Source organism: Pseudoalteromonas sp. Z1A6 (assembly GCF_011378745.1).
Lineage (GTDB): Bacteria > Pseudomonadota > Gammaproteobacteria > Enterobacterales > Alteromonadaceae > Pseudoalteromonas > Pseudoalteromonas arctica.
In genome coordinates, this window is sequence record NZ_WTKW01000044.1 from 1 (window position 1) to 17,647 (window position 17,647).

The window sequence follows — 17,647 nt, forward strand, 5'->3', positions numbered from 1 at the left end:
TTTACTCAAAAATAAAAGCGCCGATACTGCGGGCGCTTTGCATCATTGAATTTTATTACTTTAACTTACTGATTAACTACGCTTTTAAGCGGATTAATCGGCTGTGCGTTATCGTCTAGTAGGTTCATATCAAAATCGAACTCATCTACACGAATCGCTTTTTCACGTTTGATGTTGTAATCAATTAACTGAACGTGTTCAGCTTGCGTGATTACGTTTGCCGCTAGTGCGTTATCAAGCGTGATGTTAAAGCGTATACCTGGTTTAATTACTTTAGCACGTAATGCTTTTTTAACTTTAGCCAGTTCGCCAAGTGATGCCATTTTAGCTTTGTAAGCTTGCTCATTAATATGATGGCCATCGCCCACTACTGGTTTAACTAAATGCGTGATTTGCGCTTTAAATGCGGTATCTAGCTGAGCTTGCTTAGCTAGTTCGCGGATTAAATCGTCACTAATTTTTGGCATTTTAGTTGAGTAGTTCATTGTAATAAAACGAATAAACTTACGTGTACCACTTGCAGGGAAGTTATCTAAAAACTTATGCAATGCTTCTTCAGCACTTTGTAGTGCAAAACGAGTCGCGTAATGGAAATAAGGTGCTGCTTGCTCACGGTCACTACTTGATACTTTTTGCTCGTAGTATTTAATTGATGCCATAGCTGCATATAAGAAGCTCATTACATCGCCTAAACGTGCCGATAGCATTTCTGCTTGTTTTAACTTACCGCCAAGTACAAGTAACGAAAAGTCTGCGTACACTGCAAGTTTTGCAGATAATTTATGTACTGCTTTTTCGTAGTCGCGTACTTCTGGTAATTCAGAATTAGCACTTGCTGTAAATGGTAAAACACCTAAGCGGAAAGCACGTAAGCTGTTTGCTGTGCTGTAGCCAATTGTTTTACGTAAAATACCGTTAAATTCTTTATCTGCGCCTTTGTCTTCGCTGTGAATTGACTCAACCATAGATTGTAAATATGGGTGACAACGCATAACACCTTGACCAAAGATCATTAGGTTACGTGTAAGAATATTCGCGCCTTCTACCGTAATGGCAATCGGCTGAGCAACATAACCACTTGCTAATGTATTTTGTGGACCGTTTTGAATCGCTTTACCCGCTTGAATATCCATTGCTGAATCAAGCACGTCGCGACCAAGCTCTGTCATGTGGTATTTAGCGATTGCAGTTACTACTGATGGTTTTAAGCCCATGCCTAAACCTTCAGTTGTAAGTACGCGCATTGCTTCTTGTAGGTATGTTTTACCTGCAATGTCGGCTAGTTTTTCTTGAATACCTTCAAACTGGCCAATGGCTAAACCAAACTGTTCACGCACTGCTGCGTATTCAGATGCTGATTTAAATGCAACTTGTGCTGTACTAACACCTAGCGCAGGTAATGAAATACCACGGCCAGCACCTAAACAGCTAACCAGCATTTGCCAACCACGGCCGATGTTTTTCTGTCCACCAATAACAAAATCCATTGGTACGAATACTTTGTTACCACGTGTAGTACCGTTGTAAAAACGAATACCCATTGGGTCGTGGCGATTACCAAGCTCTACACCTGGGTGCTCTTTAGGAATAAGTGCACAGGTAATACCTAAGCTTTCTTTACCACCTAATAAACCATCAGGGTCCATTACTTTAAAAGCTAAACCAAGTACGGTAGCAATAGGTGCAAGCGTTATGTAGCGCTTGTCCCATGTGATTTCAAGGCCAAGTACTTCTTCGCCGTTATACATGCCTTTAGTAACTGTACCAATGTCTGGAATGCCACCTGCATCAGAACCCGCTTCTGGGCTTGTTAATGCAAAACATGGAATGTCTGTACCATTTGCTAGACGTGGTAAATAATGTGCTTGTTGCTCTTGCGTACCAAAGTGAAGTAATAATTCACCTGGGCCTAACGAGTTAGGAACCATGACGGTTACCGCAACTGCTGAGCTTTTAGTCGCAATTGTGCCAACAATAGTAGAGTTTGCATAAGGGCTAAACTCTAAACCACCAAACGACTTAGGAATGATAAGCGAGAAAAAACGCTCTTTTTTCAAAAATTCTAAGATGTCATTTGGTAAATGAATGCCGTTTTGAATCACTGAATCGTCAATCATGCCCAATAACTCTTTTACTGGACCGTCTAAGAATGCTTGCTCGTCTGCGCTTAATGTAGCAGCAGGTACGTCGCGAAGTGCACTGAAATCAGGTTTACCTTGGTAGATAGAACCTTCAAGCCATACATCACCCGCGTCTAGCGCTTCTTGTTCTGTGATAGAAATACTTGGTAATACTTTTTTTAGTTTTGTACGTAAACTCATGATTGAACTCATCCGACCAGCTAAATAATACCTACATTACGTCATAAAAAATCGTTTAGATCAATTGCTCTATTCAATTAATTAACAGTTTTTTCAATTTATTTTCTTTACCTGAACGTAAACTGTTGAAACACAAAGGCTTACAGTTGTACGCTGAAAAAAAGTATTTTGATTAAAATGATGAATAAAACAGCAAAAGCTCTAGCGCTGTATCTATTTTTTTATGGGCATAAAAAAACGCAGCACAAATAGGCTACGTTTTTATTCAATTTGTAGAGGCTACATTATTAGTTAATCTAGCTAAAACTACCTAAATTTAAATCAAATTGTATAAGCGCTTCACTTAGCAACTTTAACAACTTGCTTGCCGGTAAAACCACCAGCAAGTTGTTTATTAAGCGCTTGCGATACTGAGTCAGCACTAAAATCTACGGGCGTTATTTCTGGGTGTTTAATGTCGCCACTAACAGCGCCTTCAAGTAACAGGTTGCCCATAAAACTCAAACGTTGTTGTGCACATAAACTATTAGCAAGCCATGCTCCACCAATTGATACTACGCTAATATTAGGCGCTCGGTGATACATTAAGTCTTGATCAAAACAAGGGAGCGGATTTAAGCAGGCAATACGTCCGCAAAAACGCATTAACTCAATATTACGCTGAGTACACTCACCACCAATCGTATCAATAACCGCATCAAAGCCTTGTGGGCCAAGTTCTCTGCGGATTTTTTCGCATAGCTTTTTATCGCTATAGTCAAAAACCACATCAGCGCCTAACTGCTTAACCAACTTATGATTACGCTTTGATGCTGTGGTAAATACGTCTGCACCGCGCTGTTTTGCATATTGAATAGCAAACTGCCCTACCGCTCCGGCTCCGCCTTCAATAAAAATAGTATCGCCTTCACTAATGCCTATTTTATCTAAACTAATAAGTGCTGCCATACCGGCGCATGGAAGTGTTGCTGCAATGGCCGGGTTTAAACCGCTTGGCACAACCGACACTGCAAAGTTAGGTACCTTGGTGTATTCGCTCAAAGCACCTTGCTCACCAATGTTGGCATGCCACATAACGCGCTGGCCAACATTTGGAAACACACCTTTATTAGCTTTAACCACAACACCTACGGCATCTAAGCCTAAAATGTGTGGATACTGCCATTTACAAAAGCCTGTTTTAGCAAATTGACCATCAACTGGATTTAAACCAACGTACTCTACTTTTACAAGCAGCTCGTTATCTGCACAAATAGGAACAGGCAGCTCAGCATCCGCTAAGTCAATTGCTTCATTTGGTTCTGGCAGTACAATAGCGCGCATAGTTTGCGGGATAATGTATTCATGTAAATTTTCAGTATTTGGCATCAATATAACTCTACTTATTAGTGTCGTTTAACGCATAACTCCATTGCCCATTAAATGACTGGTAAGCATTTACTTTGGCAAGCAGTGAAGAAATTGTTGTTTCAACAGCATTTTCTTGTGCTATTAAAACATCCTGGCGCGCATCTAACAACTCAAGGTAAGGAATTTGACCTTCTTCGTACATTGCTTGTGCTTGTAAAAATGCTTTATTAGCAAAGTCATAACGTTCATCGGCAAAGCGTTTTTGCTGTGCTTGATTGACCAACAATTGCAGTGAAAGTTCACTTTCACTTAGTGCAGTTAATACTACTTGTTGATAATCGCTGTACGCAGCTTCACTTAAAAACTGTTGCGCGTCACGCTGCGCTAAAAGCGCAGGATAACTTAAAATAGACCACTGTAACTGCGGCGCTACTTGCCACTGTTGATCGGTATTTTTTAAGCCTGTGCTATCTATACTCACAACCCCTGCAAATGCAGATAAGCTAATATCGGGTAATAACGCTTTGCTAGCTGCAACACTTAAACTATTTGCTTGGCTAAAGTCAAACAGCGCGCGGCTAATATCTGGACGTAAGGCAATGGCATTATTAGCGTTTTTTAGTGCTACGCTAAAGTCACGTTCAAGCACGCCTTGCTCGTTTTCAATAGCAATATTTTGCGCTAGCTTACCGCTTAGTACTGCAAGCGCAGATAAATCGCTGTATTTTGCATACTCAATAGCAGGCATTAATGCTTGTTGCTGCCTAAGCTGCGCCATCGTACGGTTTAAATCAAGCTCGTTAGCTACACCTTCATCAACTCGTGCCTGTAAAACGTCAATACTTTGCTCAAGCGCTTCAATTTGAAGTGTAACAATGTGTTGTTTTTCAACATTCCCTTGGTAACTTACAAAGCCTTTAACGACTGACGAAACAACTTCAATTTGTAATAAGCGTACTTGCTCTGCTTGGCTCATGGCCGATGCATTTGCTGCATCAACCAACGCCGTTATGCGACCAAATAAATCTAGTTGCCAATCAAGTGCAACGTTTGCACTTGATTGGCGGTCAAACACGCTTGGTGCATCGCTTCGAGCTGCGCCAACATTTACGCCACCTTGCGGCAGGTATTGGGCTTTTTGCTCTCCTAATCGCGCTAATGCACTTTTAAGTGTTAACTGGCTTGTTTGCAAATTATAGTTATTTGCAAGCGCACCAGTAACAAGCTCATTTAGTTGATCAGAATTAAGCTTTTTCCACCAGTTTGTCTCATCAGCAACGCTAACGTTACTAGCAATATTAGCTTTAGCAACAAATTCGTTAACGGCTTTTTGCTCGCTCATGGTGTCTATTTTACTCGCACATCCTGCTAAAAACGCAGCAACTAATACTGCACTGGCGGTCAGACTTGTTTTAAGTCTTTTTTGCATTAATTTAGTCATGAGTATTCTCCTGCGCTTTCTCTTTTTTGTTAGTCACTAACATATAAAATACCGGCGTAAACAATAGGCCAAACACGGTTACACCTATCATCCCTGAGAATACTGCGTTACCCATTGCGTGTCGCATTTCGGCGCCTGCACCGGTAGCAAGAACTAACGGTATAACACCTGCTGTAAATGCAATTGAGGTCATTAATATTGGGCGCAAGCGCATACGACATGCCTCAAGTATTGCCTCTAAGTGCGTTAATCCTGAGTCGTGTCTGTCTTTTGCAAACTCAACCATCAATATCGCATTTTTAGAGGCCAACGCAACCAGTACTATTAACGCTATTTGGGTGAATATGTTGTTGTCAGAGCCAACAAACCACACACCTAACAAGGCTGAGAAAATAGTCATTGGTACAATTAATATAATTGCCAGTGGTAAACGTAAGCTCTCGTACTGCGCTGCAAGTACCATAAATACAAGTAATACAACTAGCGGAAATACATAAACCATGGTGTTACCGGCAAGTACTTGTTGGTACGTTACTTCAGTCCACTCATATTCAATACCTGTTGGTAGTGTGTCTGCGAGTACTTTTTCAATAGCAACTTGTGCTTGATCAGAGCTGTAACCTGGTGCTGGGCTACCATTTAGTTCTGCACTTGGGTAACCGTTGTAATGCATGACTCGGTCAGGACCAATTGTTGGTGTAACTGTTAATACAGAGCCTAGTGGCACCATATTTCCTGAGCGGTTACGTACTTTTAGATTAAGTATTTGATCAGGGTCTAAGCGGTAGTCAGCATCAGCCTGTGCATTTACTTGGTAGGTACGGCCAAACATATTAAAGTCATTTACGTACACAGAGCCTAAGTAAATTTGCAGTGCGTTAAATACTTCATCAAGTGGAATACCTTGAATTAGCGCTTGCTCACGGTCAATATCAATATCCATTTGTGGAACTTGAATACGGAAGCTTGAGTACAAGCCCATTAATGCTGGATCTTGCTGCGCTTTACCGATAACAGCTTGCAGACTATTAAATAAGGCTTCAAATCCTTTATTTGCTCTGTCTTCTATTTGCAGTTTAAAACCGCCGGTAGTGCCTAAACCTTGAATTGGCGGCGGTGGAAATACCGCTACAAATGCTTCATCAATGGCAGCAAAACGTTTATTCAACTCGGCAGCAATCGCCATCGCTGATTGGCTTGGGTCGGTACGTTTGTCAAAGCTTTCAAGTGGTGTAAATACAATGCCGCTGTTAGGGCTATTAGTAAAACCGTTCACTGATAAGCCAGGAAAAGCAACTGTATGTGCAACGCCTGGTACTTCTAATGCAATTTGCTGCATTTGAGAAAGCACATCTTCAGTACGATCAAGGCTTGATGCATCAGGTAACTGCGCAATAGCCACTAAATACTGTTTATCTTGCTGTGGAATAAAGCCACCCGGTACGGTATCAAATAACTTAATTGTGCCACCAACAAGTGCTATGTAAGCCACCATAACAACAACGGTCATACGAATTAGTTTTTGTACCAGTTTTTCGTAACCTTTAGCACCACGATTAAATACGCGGTTAAATGGTTTAAATAACCAACGACCAAACAATTTATTAAGTAAACGCGTGAACGCATCTGGTTTTGCATCGTGCGATTTTAATAACAATGCAGCAAGCGCAGGCGATAACGTTAATGAGTTAAACGCTGAGATAATAGTCGAAATAGTAATTGTAAGTGCAAATTGCTTATAAAATTGACCTGATAAACCGGTAATAAACGCAGTAGGAATAAATACAGCACTTAGTACTAGCGCAATGGCAATAATAGGGCCTGTTACTTCACTCATTGCAACGCGGGTTGCTTCAAGTGGCGATAAGCCTTTTTCGATATTACGCTCTACGTTTTCAACAACTACAATCGCATCATCTACAACAATACCTATGGCCAATACTAAGCCAAACAACGATAAGGTATTAATTGAGACACCTAACCACTGCATTACGGCAAACGTACCAATAAGTGAAATAGGCACAGCAATTAGCGGAATAATTGATGCACGCCATGTTTGTAAAAATACAATAACAACAATAACTACCAATACAATTGCTTCAAGCAAAGTGGCAATTACCGCGTCAATTGAGCCGCGAACAAATACCGTTGGATCGTACACAATGTCGTATTCAACACCGGTAGGAAAATCTTTAGATAAGCGCGCCATTGTTTCGCGTACTTGATCAGATAGCTCAATAGCGTTAGAACCAGGGCGTTGAAATATTGGCATTGCAAGTGCTGGTTGATTATCAAGCTCTGCTCGAAGTGAGTAAGTGTCTTGACCTAAATCAACACGGGCTATATCAGATAAACGCGTTAACTGACCCTCGTCGCCTACTTTAATAATAACTTGTTCAAATTCTTCAATACTGTTTAAACGACCTTTAACGTTTAACAATATTTGAAATTGACTGTCGTTTGAAATTGGTTGCGCGCCTAAGCTACCTGCAGCAACTTGCTGGTTTTGCGAGCGAAGTGCTGTTACTACATCTGTTGCTGTTAATTCGCGTGCAGCAAGTGCATCTGGGTTTAGCCATACTCGCATTGAGTATTTGCCGGCACCAAACATGCGAATATCACCTACACCCGGTAAACGTGCAATTTCATCTTTAATGTTTAAATCGGCATAGTTAGATAAGTACGCTGTGTCGTGCGTTTTTTCAGGTGAATATAAATGCACTACCATGGTTAAATCTGGTGATGACTTTTCAGCCACAACACCTAAACGTTGTACTTCTTCTGGCAAACGCGGAAGCGCACTGTTTACACGGTTTTGTACTTGTACTTGAGCACGGTCTAAATCGGTACCTAATGCAAAGGTTACCGTTAGTGTCATGCGGCCATCACTGGTACCTTGCGAAAACATATATAACATGTTTTCAGTGCCGTTAATTTCTTGCTCCAACGGTGTTGCCACTGTTTGCGCAATAACGGTCGGGTTAGCACCCGGGTAGTTAGCGGTTACAACCACGGTTGGAGGAACTACTTCTGGGTATTCACTTACTGGTAGTTGGAATAGTGATATACCACCAGCAATTAAAATAACCAATGACAGCATGGCCGCAAATATTGGACGCTGTATAAAGAAATGCGAGAATTTCATCAATAAACCTTATTGCTTAGCCACAAGTTGTGCGTTGTCATTTAACAATGTAAATGCCACACCACTTGTATCAATTGTTACTGTTTGCGGAGAGATTGGCATACCAGGGCCTACGCGAGCTGGGCCATTTACAGCAATAACATCACCTTCGTTAAGGCCCGATGTAACCGCACGTAAGGCACCGTAACGCTCACCTGTAGTGATAAGTTTGTATTCAAGTACGTTGTTTTCGCCAACCGTTAATACAAAACGATTTTTTAAGTCGGTACCAATTGCACGTTCTGGGATAATAATCGCGTCGCTAATAGAATTTGCAGCAAGCTTTATACGTGCAAACGAGCCTGCGCGTAACTGGTTGCTGTCTTCATTAAATACTGCACGTACACGTAATGTACCTGTTGATGAATTAATTTGGTTATCAATAAAGTTAATGTAGCCTTTGTATGCAAAATCGCTTTGACCCACTTTTTGCATTACAACAGTTTGCTGACTCGCAGCAGTAACATCATTAAAAGATTGATTCCATGTGCGTTCATCAACATCAAAATAAGCGTACATAGCTTGGTTTGAAACAATTGACGTTAATACGCTTTGACCCGCAAGTATGTTATTACCTTTGGTAATATTTGCGCGAGAAATAATGCCATCAATTGGTGATACTACTGACGTAAACTCTAAATCAAGCTCTGCTGAAGTAAGTTGTGCTTGAAGTGCAGAAAGCTGTGCTTCGCGTTGGCGTAGTGTTGAAGTACGCGCTTGTGCTTGCTCAGTAGAAATTGCTTTACGGTCTAATAATCGTACCGCACGTTTGTCTTCACTTTTAGCTTGCTCTAAGGCAGCTTGTGCGCTGTTGATTTGCGCTTTTAAACTAGCAACCACAGCAGCAAATGGACGAGCATCTAATTGAAATAAAACATCGCCTTCTTTAACCACATCGCCTTCTTTAAATTCAATGCTATCGATGATTCCCGATACACGCGGCATTAAAGCAACTTCTTGTGGAGACTCTAAACGAGTTGTATATGTGTGCCAGCTTTGTACTGGTTTAACAAGCACCTGTGCTACATCAATTGGTTGAAGTTGCTGTGCAGGTGCTGATTGAGCTGTGCTCTCATCGGCACAACCTGCTAGTGTTAAAGATGCCGCAGTAAGTGCAGCAGCAATTAGATGTTTGTTCATGAAGACGCTCCATTGTTGATTAGCCTCGCATAATACGGATTTAACCCGTGTTTAAAAACCATAGATTTTTAAATTCATTAATGCCAAAATGGCATCAATGAATTAGTTAAGGTGTAATAATGGATACAACAAGTCGACTTTTAATGTTACTTGAAGTGGTTGAGCAAGGCTCTTTTGCAAAAGCTGCAGAATTACGCAACATAGATCGCTCTGTTATATCTAAACAAATTAGCCGTTTAGAGGATGAGTTAGGCGTTAGGTTACTTAACCGCACAACGCGTTCGTTTTCGCTCACAGCGGCGGGCGCCGAAATGATCAAAAAAGCCGCTGAGCTTAGAGAGTTGCTCGGCGAAACAGTACGCATGGCTGAAAACTACCATTTAGAGCCACGCGGGGTGTTAAAAATCACGTCATCAACATTGATTGGCAGGCGTTATTTGCAACCTGTACTTAATGATTTCCAAAAACGCTTTCCGCAAGTAGAAGTTGAACTGCGCTTAGACGATAGATTAGTAGATATAGTTTCTGAAGGGTTTGATTTAGCATTTCGTGTTGGTGAGCCAAAAGATTCATCCCTTATTGCACGTAAAATAGCGCGTAATCGCTTACTCATTGTTGCAGCACCAGAGTACATAGACACTTATGGTATGCCCAAAACAATGGAAGATTTAGCACAATTGCCAGCAGCAAGCTACGCCAGTAACTCTATTCGGATAGATGCAATAGATTACTACAACAGTAAAGGTGAGCCCTGCGAGCAAAAAATAAAAAGTGTGTTTAGAGCAAACGATGCAGAGTCATTACTGATGAAAACACTATCGGGCACAACTTACTTTGTCGCCCCTGCATTTATTATTGGTGATGAAATATCACAGGGTAAACTAGTGCCTTTATTGACTGATGTGAAACTAATGGAGTTTAGTGCGATGTATGCCGTATATCCGCACCGAGATTTACCGGTAAGAACTCGGTTATTTTTTGATGCTGTACGCGAACATATAGGAAAAGATAAACCAATTTGGGAAAACGGGATCCCCAATTTTGAGCAAATGTATTAAGTAACCCTGCTTAAGCAACTACCGTTTCGTAGTCATGTTCTTTTTTAAACTTACAATACACTTTATTGCGACCAAATTGTTTTGCTTTGTATAACTGTTTATCCGCTTGGTTTACAAAGCTTTCCAATGAATTAGTACTTTTAAATTTTGCGATTCCAATACTCGTTGTAATATTGATAGCAAGGCCATCAATATCAAATGTTGTATTTTCAAAACGTGCTCTTATTTGTTCTGCGGTATCTAGTGCAGCCTCTTCATTTGCAAAAGAGCTAAATAAAGCGAACTCTTCACCGCCAACTCTAAATACGTACCCTCTGCCAAGTGCAACCCTTAGTAAAGTGGCCACTTCAACAAGTACTTGGTCACCCACACCATGGCCATGCTCATCATTTATCTGCTTAAAAAAGTCTAAATCGAGTAAAAACAAATATAACTGTGACTTATCTTGTAGTTCTACTTCAAAGTAGTGGTTCATTGAAAGGCGATTACCTGCACCCGTTAATGGATCAAGTAACGCTAAATTTTTAAGGCGCTTTGAAAAATGTGAGCGGCTCCCTTCAAAAACATGAGAAATCGCCCAAATACTTAAATAAGCACAGAGTAGATTAAGGGATAAGTTAAAAGTTTCAAAGGGGGCAAATGTAGACTTACTCCCTAAAATAAACACTTGGATAACTAATAAATTTGCAGAGAAAATTACACCATATTGTTTACCTAACAACAGGTAGTACAAAATAGGTAATGCAAACGACCATACGAATACACCGTTACGAGGAGATGCTAAAGCTGTAGCTAAAATAACAATAAACGTTACAAGTGCACACATCACAACGGATTGCCAAAACTGTAGTGGACAACGTGTAAGTGAAATATAAGTAAATATACAATAAATAGAAAAACAGATTTCGATATAGCCAAGCAGTGGAAAGTTATTTACGGTTAAATTAAGCCCCGCAAATCCTACCGATAAAGAACCAAAACAAAGACACATCCCTCTAAGGACGTCTTTTCTTAATGATTTAGTGCTATTAAGAGCTGCGATATCCATTCTAATCACTTAACAAAAAATAAAAATTAAGTTTAACGGGAAAATATAATTTAACAAGCCTTGTTGATATAAAACCATGTAGATACAACCAGTTATTTACCTTTTGGGGATAATGTCGTATGTTTTAGAAACACGTTTGATACTTTAATATCACTAAGTGGCTTTAACAACTAGCCACCTAACATGGATAAATTAGTAGTAATACCTGTATTACCTTGGTGTAAAAGGTGAGTTGGTTTTTTGGTTTTAATATAACGAGATAACAATGCCATTAATTCACTGTTTGAACTGTCGTTCATATATTCTCTTAGCGAAATACCCTCTTCAGAAAACAAACACAAGTGCAGATTCCCTTTTGCTGTAACCCTCAATCGGTTACAGGTACTACAAAAGTCGTTGCTGTAAGGCATGATCAAACCAATTCTGCCTTGATAATCAGGATGAGCAAACTCTTGAGCAGGACCTGCTGATGCACTACGCGCAACTTGCTGCCAACCCGTTTGTAATAACTGAGTTTTTAAAACTTGCCCAGAAACATGGTTAGCATCAAAAAAGGCTTTGTTGTCGTTTGTTTGCATCAATTCTATAAAGCGGATGGTAACGGGACGGTGTTTAACCCAATTTAAAAATGTATCAAACTCTTTTGCGTTGTATTGCTTCATCAGCACGCTGTTTATTTTTACCGAATCAATACCCGTTTCAAGCGCAGTATCAATGCCTTTCATTACTGAGGTAAATTTATCATGCCCAGTAATGGTGTTAAACATACGTGAATCTAAACTATCAATGCTTACATTAATGGCGTTTAAGCCTGCATCTACCCAGTCATGAATATTCTTATGAAGAGAAAAACCATTGGTAGTCATTGCAATTTTTTTTATGCCCGCGACATCTTTTGCCGCACGAACAACATCTATAAAATCTTTTCTAAGGGTTGGCTCTCCGCCAGTGATCCTTACTTTTTCGATACCATGGTGTGCAAACGCTTTAAGCGTGTTGCTAATTTCATCAATTGTGAGAAAACCACGGTCTGGCCCGCCCTGATAACCATCTGGTAAACAATAAACACACTTAAAATTACATACATCAGTAATAGACAAACGTAAGTAACTAAACTCTCGCCCTGTTGGGTCGATTAGCATAAATAAACCTTAACTAATATCAACAAGTAATAACAACCTAATACCAATTTGCAATAATACTTAATCATTTAATTAAGCAAATTGGTATAAACAACGCTACTTATTGATACATAAATAATAATTACATAAATATATTTAATAACTTAAAGGGGCAGCATAAAGCATACCCCTTTAGTTATTTTTGTTTTACGCTTCTAAGCCTTTTTTAAGTTCGCTTGGCTTCATTGGTAGGTCACGTAAACGCACGCCTACTGCATTAAACACAGCATTACCAATAGCAGGAGCAACCCCTATAACGCCAGGTTCGCCTAAACCAACTGGAAACTCATCGCTTTGTAAAAATTCAATGTCAATATCTGGCACATCTTGCATTCTTAGCGGTAAATAAGTATTAAAGTTAGTCGCTGATACTTGCCCATCTTTATACGTATTTGATTCATGCAATGCAAGGCTGCTGCCCCATAGTAACGACCCTTCAATTTGCGCCAGTGCGCCATCAGGGTGAACTATTAAGCCCGCATCTACAACAACATAAAGCTTTTTAAGCGTTATTTTACCACTATCACGGTTAACATGAACATGCGCTGCGGTTGCAAGCCATGCAGGCATAGTACGTTCTTGCCCTGAGCTTACAGAAAAACCAATGCCCTCATCTTTAGCTAATTTAACAGAAGCTACTTTGTCAGACACCGTTTTAAGCACATTACGTAAGCGCAGTGCTCCGCCAACGCTCTCAGGTGCTTTACCCGCTTGCTTGCCTTTACCGTCTAACATTTCAATTCTAAATTGAACAGGATCTTTACCTTGCTTATGGGCAATTTCATCAATAAACGACTCAAGACTCCATGCAATCCAACCTGGCCCTACTGAACGTAACCAACCTGGAGTAAAGGTGCTTTGTGCAACTTCGTTATTAATAGCGCGTGCACGATGACTGCTCATGCTATACCAATGATCAGCGCCCGATGCCGAAAATGCATCAAATTTACCTTTACCATCAACACCCGGTGATAAAAACGCTGGTGCCATTGCTTTAGTAGGCCAACCTGCAGAAAATGCATGCTCTAAACCAGTAAAAGTACCGTTTTTATCAAACGACGCTGTCATTTTTGCAGCAGATGCAGAACGAGACTGATCGAATAAACTATCGTCTGCTCGTGTAAATACCAGCTTTACTGGTTTACCTACTGCTTTTGCGGTTAGAGCTGCAGGTACAGTCCAGTCACCAAATAATCGACGACCAAAACCACCACCTAAATAATAAGGACGAATAATTACTTTGTTTTGTTCTATTTCAAGTGCTTTAGCAAGCGCTGGTAACGTAAGTGACTGCCACTGGTTACCTGTATGAATAATCCAATTTCCATCTTTAAATTCTGCAACCGCATTTAATGGCTCTAGCTGATAATGACTTGCTGTCGCTGTGGTATACATTGATTCTAACGACTCACTGGCGTCTGCTTGAGTTTTCTTTATATCGCCTTGATCAACAAATAAAGTACCCGAGTCTCGTTGCTCGCATAATCGCTTACCTTCTTTTTGAATATCAGCTTCAGATATATTTGCTGACTCACCCTTTTTGTAACTCACCTTTAAAGCATCTACTGCTTTAATGGCACTTGGGTAACTATCAGCTAATACAACAACCCAGCCTTGCACTGTGTTACTAGGGTCATTTAAAATTTCATAGCCTTTGTAACCTTTAATAGCTTTTGCTGCACTATCGTCAACGTTTGTTACTGTGCTGCCATAACGGGTTGGCGGTATTACTGGTCGCGCGTACAGCATGCCTTCAACTTCTACATCTATCCCATATACTGCGGTACCATTTGTTTTGGCTGGTATATCAAGCGCTTTAAAGTCTTGTTTAAGCCCAGTTAAATGACGTTTATTAGCAGGTTTTAGTGGCAGGTTTGCAACTTCATCGCTGGTAAATGTACGATTAAACTCGCCTTTTTTAACTATGTCAGCGTAACTAACCGATTTTTCGCCTGCAATAATATAGCCCTTTTCAGCACGACATTTATCTGCAGACACGCCGAGCATTTTAGCTCCAGCTTCTATTAATGCAATTCGACCCGCAGCGCCGGCTTGAGATAATGGCTTAAAGCTTTGAAATACAGACCACGAACCACCCGTTACCATAAAGCCCCATTTTTCATGGGTATCTACGTAGGTAATTGATACTTTATCCCAATCACATTCAAGTTCATCAGCTACAATGCGCGCAAGTGCAGTACCGATATGTTGACCCATTTCAGCTTTGGCAATACTCACTTCTACGGCGCCGTCGGTGCTCATAGTCCACCAAATAGTGGGTGAAAAAGCCTGTTGCGCAATTGATTCTTTTGCACTGAGCGAACCCGAAAATAACGCAGGGGCAAACGCCATGACTAAACCTGCGCTAGCAGTGCCAATCATAAACGAGCGACGATTTAAATTAACAGTTTCGCTATTTTTTTGAAATAATTTTTTCATTATCGGCTCCAGTTAAGCGTCTTGTGCATTTGGATCAAATATATTTACTACACTTTGTGACTCATCTGCAGCGCGTTGAATAGCAGTTTTAATACGTTTATAAGCCATACAGCGACAGTAGTTACCATTCATATGGCTTACTATTTCTTCATCTGAAGGACTTGGATTAGCTGCCAGTAATGTAGCAGCTTGCATTATTTGCCCCGATTGACAGTAACCGCACTGTGGTACTTGCTCTTCAACCCATGCTTTTTGAAGTGGGTGTTCGTTATTAAGCCCTTCAATTGTAGTAATGTTTTTTCCTGCAATTGCGCCAATTGGTAAAACACATGAGCGAGTTGCTTGGCCATCTAAATGCACCGTACACGCACCACACATTGCAATACCGCAACCAAACTTCGTACCTTTTAATCCAATTTCATCACGAATAACCCATAACAATGGTGTATCTTCACTTGCGTGTGATTCAACCACCTTGCCATTAATTGTAAACGTCACCATAGCTTGCCCCTTGATTAAGCTTTATAACCCGTGTTTAAATTATTTAATTTAAACACGGGTTATAACAGTTAAGATTGTTGTAACTACTAATCCATAACACATATAGTTACCGCATCAGCTACATTAACAGCTAAATACCATAACCACTGCACTAAAGCGTTAGCGCAGCTAAAACTTATTTTGCCCTACTAATACTTTTTCACTCATTTTTAGCTATAAAATTACTTAGCTGCTTTTGAGTATCTATGTCTAAACTCGCACTACGTAAACTAATTGTATTGACTACTTCACTGCTGGAGCGCAGTAATTGCTGTGCACCCCTATCTGAAGTTAAGCTTGCAAGCTGAGATAAATCAACCACTGGGAATATAGCGGGTACACCTAAACGCTCGCCATAGTTTGCGCACCAGCGCGATGGATTACGTGTAAAACCAGTAACTAACTCACTTAAGTGCGCTACTTTTAGCTCAACCTGATCCGCAAGCATAAATAAAATCCCATCAAAGGACTTATTTTTAAACACTGTTTGAGAAGCTATCGCGATTGAATTACCTAAACCTTGGCTCCATTGCTTGTTCTCAATGAGCTCTATGTTTTTATAACCTGCCAGTGCTTGTGATACTTCTTTATGCCATGCCCCGGTAACTACATACACCGGCGTGTCATCAAGTGCTTGAAGTGTATTTACTGCATGCTCAATCATTGTTTTGCCAAACCCGATATCAGCCGTTAATTTACAGCCGTTAAAGCGAGATGATTGACCTGCGGCTAAAACAACTTTTGCAATTAGCACGGCTCCTGCCCCCAATGGCTTAGCGATTGGGCGTTTTTGTCACACAGCACTGCATGTATTTCACTGATCAGCGATAGTGCAATACTCTCTGGCGAGTCGCCGCCTAAATTTAAACCGACAGGCCCAAAAACAGGAGACTTTATTTGTGATACACGCGTATTTGCGTGCTCTAAAACTTGTTCACGTCTGTGCTTAGGGCCCAATAACCCTATGTATTTAAAAGAAACATCTTTAAATTGAGCCAACGTACTCGCGTCGAGTTCAACGCTGTGAGCCATTAAAATAGCAGCATCTACTTTATTAGTTATGCAATATTCTTTTAACTCACTCGGTGTGAAGCGCAAAATAGCATCTGCATTTTTAAAATATTGCCTTTTTGCATTGGCAGCACGGGTATCCCATACAGTTACACTCCAACCAAGTTGTTTGGCAAATGTATAAACCGGAACTGCATCGGCCCCACCACCCACTATTAATAAATGAGGCGGCGGATAAATAGAAGTTTGCAAGCACGTAGCGCCTTGTAATTCTACCAACTGCGCTTTGCGGTTCATTGATAAACCATGCAACTCATCATTTTGCGTAAATACACCACTACCGGCTGGCAAAATGGGGCTTACTTGTTGAAGGTATCGCCCTGGTTTATTCTCATTAAGTGCTTTAGATACAAGCTCTAGCTGTAAATAGTCATTAGCTTTGTGAATGGGCTGCAGTAAAATGTGTACTATGCCCCCACAACCAATGCCAAGTTGAAATGTTAAATCGTCTTCATCGGTGGCATCATAACTAATGGTTTTACTGGTTAAAGTACTCATTACTTGTTTAGCGTGGCGCTGTATGTCAGCTTCTAAACAGCCTCCTGAAAGCATCCCCAAGCGCTCGCCTAGGCTCGAAATAAGCATCATAGCCCCTAGTTTTCTGTAGCTAGAGCCTTCAATTTTGTACAAAGTAGCTAAAACCCATTCTTGGTTGTCCCTATTGAGATACCAAGTGTTTAAGATACTTTTCAAATCTGTAACCATATATTGCCCTTTAAAAAGCATTTTTTGCGTTTAAAAACAAACCAGCCTAAAAAGCTAATTTAAAACTTAATAATTCACGCACAATTTAGTTTTCTATTATATCGTTTAAGGTTTCAATTAACTCATCAAATTGATCATTAACGCTTTGGCGTTGTTTATCATTTAGAGT

12 protein-coding genes are annotated in these 17,647 nt (G+C 40.4%); 1 reads left to right on the forward strand and 11 read right to left on the reverse strand.

Features of this window, described 5'->3' with window-relative positions:
• Positions 1-65 precede the first annotated feature (65 nt).
• From GQR46_RS04740 to GQR46_RS04760, 5 genes are all read right to left on the reverse strand, one after another.
• Positions 66-2,321, reverse strand: a complete 2,256-nt coding sequence (locus tag GQR46_RS04740; protein WP_165740175.1) for an acyl-CoA dehydrogenase — start codon at positions 2,319-2,321, stop codon at positions 66-68.
• 339 nt (positions 2,322-2,660) lie between these two features.
• Positions 2,661-3,689, reverse strand: coding sequence for a zinc-binding dehydrogenase (locus GQR46_RS04745; protein WP_024608449.1), 1,029 nt, complete (start codon positions 3,687-3,689; stop codon positions 2,661-2,663).
• Positions 3,690-3,699: 10 nt separating this feature from the next.
• Positions 3,700-5,112: a TolC family protein gene (locus GQR46_RS04750; protein ID WP_165729478.1), complete on the reverse strand. Its 1,413-nt coding sequence runs from the start codon at positions 5,110-5,112 to the stop codon at positions 3,700-3,702.
• Entirely contained in the window at positions 5,105-8,257 is a 3,153-nt protein-coding gene (locus GQR46_RS04755; protein WP_165740177.1) for a multidrug efflux RND transporter permease subunit, read from the reverse strand. The genes GQR46_RS04750 and GQR46_RS04755 overlap by 8 nt, the downstream gene beginning before the upstream one ends.
• Positions 8,258-8,266: 9 nt before the next feature.
• Positions 8,267-9,436: an efflux RND transporter periplasmic adaptor subunit gene (locus GQR46_RS04760; protein ID WP_165740179.1), complete on the reverse strand. Its 1,170-nt coding sequence runs from the start codon at positions 9,434-9,436 to the stop codon at positions 8,267-8,269.
• Between the two features lie 119 nt (positions 9,437-9,555).
• Between GQR46_RS04760 and GQR46_RS04765 the strand changes: the two genes are divergently transcribed.
• Complete coding sequence (locus GQR46_RS04765) at positions 9,556-10,494, forward strand: LysR family transcriptional regulator (protein WP_165729475.1); 939 nt, start codon at positions 9,556-9,558, stop codon at positions 10,492-10,494.
• Between the two features lie 10 nt (positions 10,495-10,504).
• Here the strand turns inward: GQR46_RS04765 and GQR46_RS04770 are convergent, their stop codons facing one another.
• The 6 genes from GQR46_RS04770 to GQR46_RS04795 all read right to left on the reverse strand — a co-directional run bounded on the left by GQR46_RS04770 (position 10,505) and on the right by GQR46_RS04795 (position 17,478).
• Positions 10,505-11,542 (reverse strand): GGDEF domain-containing protein, encoded by a 1,038-nt coding sequence (locus tag GQR46_RS04770; protein WP_165729474.1) that lies wholly within the window; start codon positions 11,540-11,542, stop codon positions 10,505-10,507.
• A gap of 170 nt (positions 11,543-11,712) precedes the next feature.
• A complete protein-coding gene (gene moaA, locus GQR46_RS04775) occupies positions 11,713-12,684 on the reverse strand; it encodes a GTP 3',8-cyclase MoaA (protein ID WP_024593165.1) in 972 nt (323 codons plus the stop codon).
• 186 nt (positions 12,685-12,870) lie between these two features.
• Positions 12,871-15,162, reverse strand: coding sequence for a molybdopterin cofactor-binding domain-containing protein (locus tag GQR46_RS04780; protein WP_165740181.1), 2,292 nt, complete (start codon positions 15,160-15,162; stop codon positions 12,871-12,873).
• Positions 15,163-15,174: 12 nt separating this feature from the next.
• Positions 15,175-15,663 carry a (2Fe-2S)-binding protein gene (locus GQR46_RS04785; RefSeq protein ID WP_007582016.1) on the reverse strand — a complete coding sequence of 163 codons (489 nt, stop codon included), beginning with the start codon at positions 15,661-15,663 and terminating at the stop codon, positions 15,175-15,177.
• 199 nt (positions 15,664-15,862) lie between these two features.
• Positions 15,863-16,456, reverse strand: coding sequence for a nucleotidyltransferase family protein (locus tag GQR46_RS04790; protein ID WP_121955118.1), 594 nt, complete (start codon positions 16,454-16,456; stop codon positions 15,863-15,865).
• Complete coding sequence (locus tag GQR46_RS04795; RefSeq protein WP_165740183.1) at positions 16,450-17,478, reverse strand: XdhC/CoxI family protein; 1,029 nt, start codon at positions 17,476-17,478, stop codon at positions 16,450-16,452. The genes GQR46_RS04790 and GQR46_RS04795 overlap by 7 nt, the downstream gene beginning before the upstream one ends.
• Positions 17,479-17,647 lie beyond the last annotated feature (169 nt).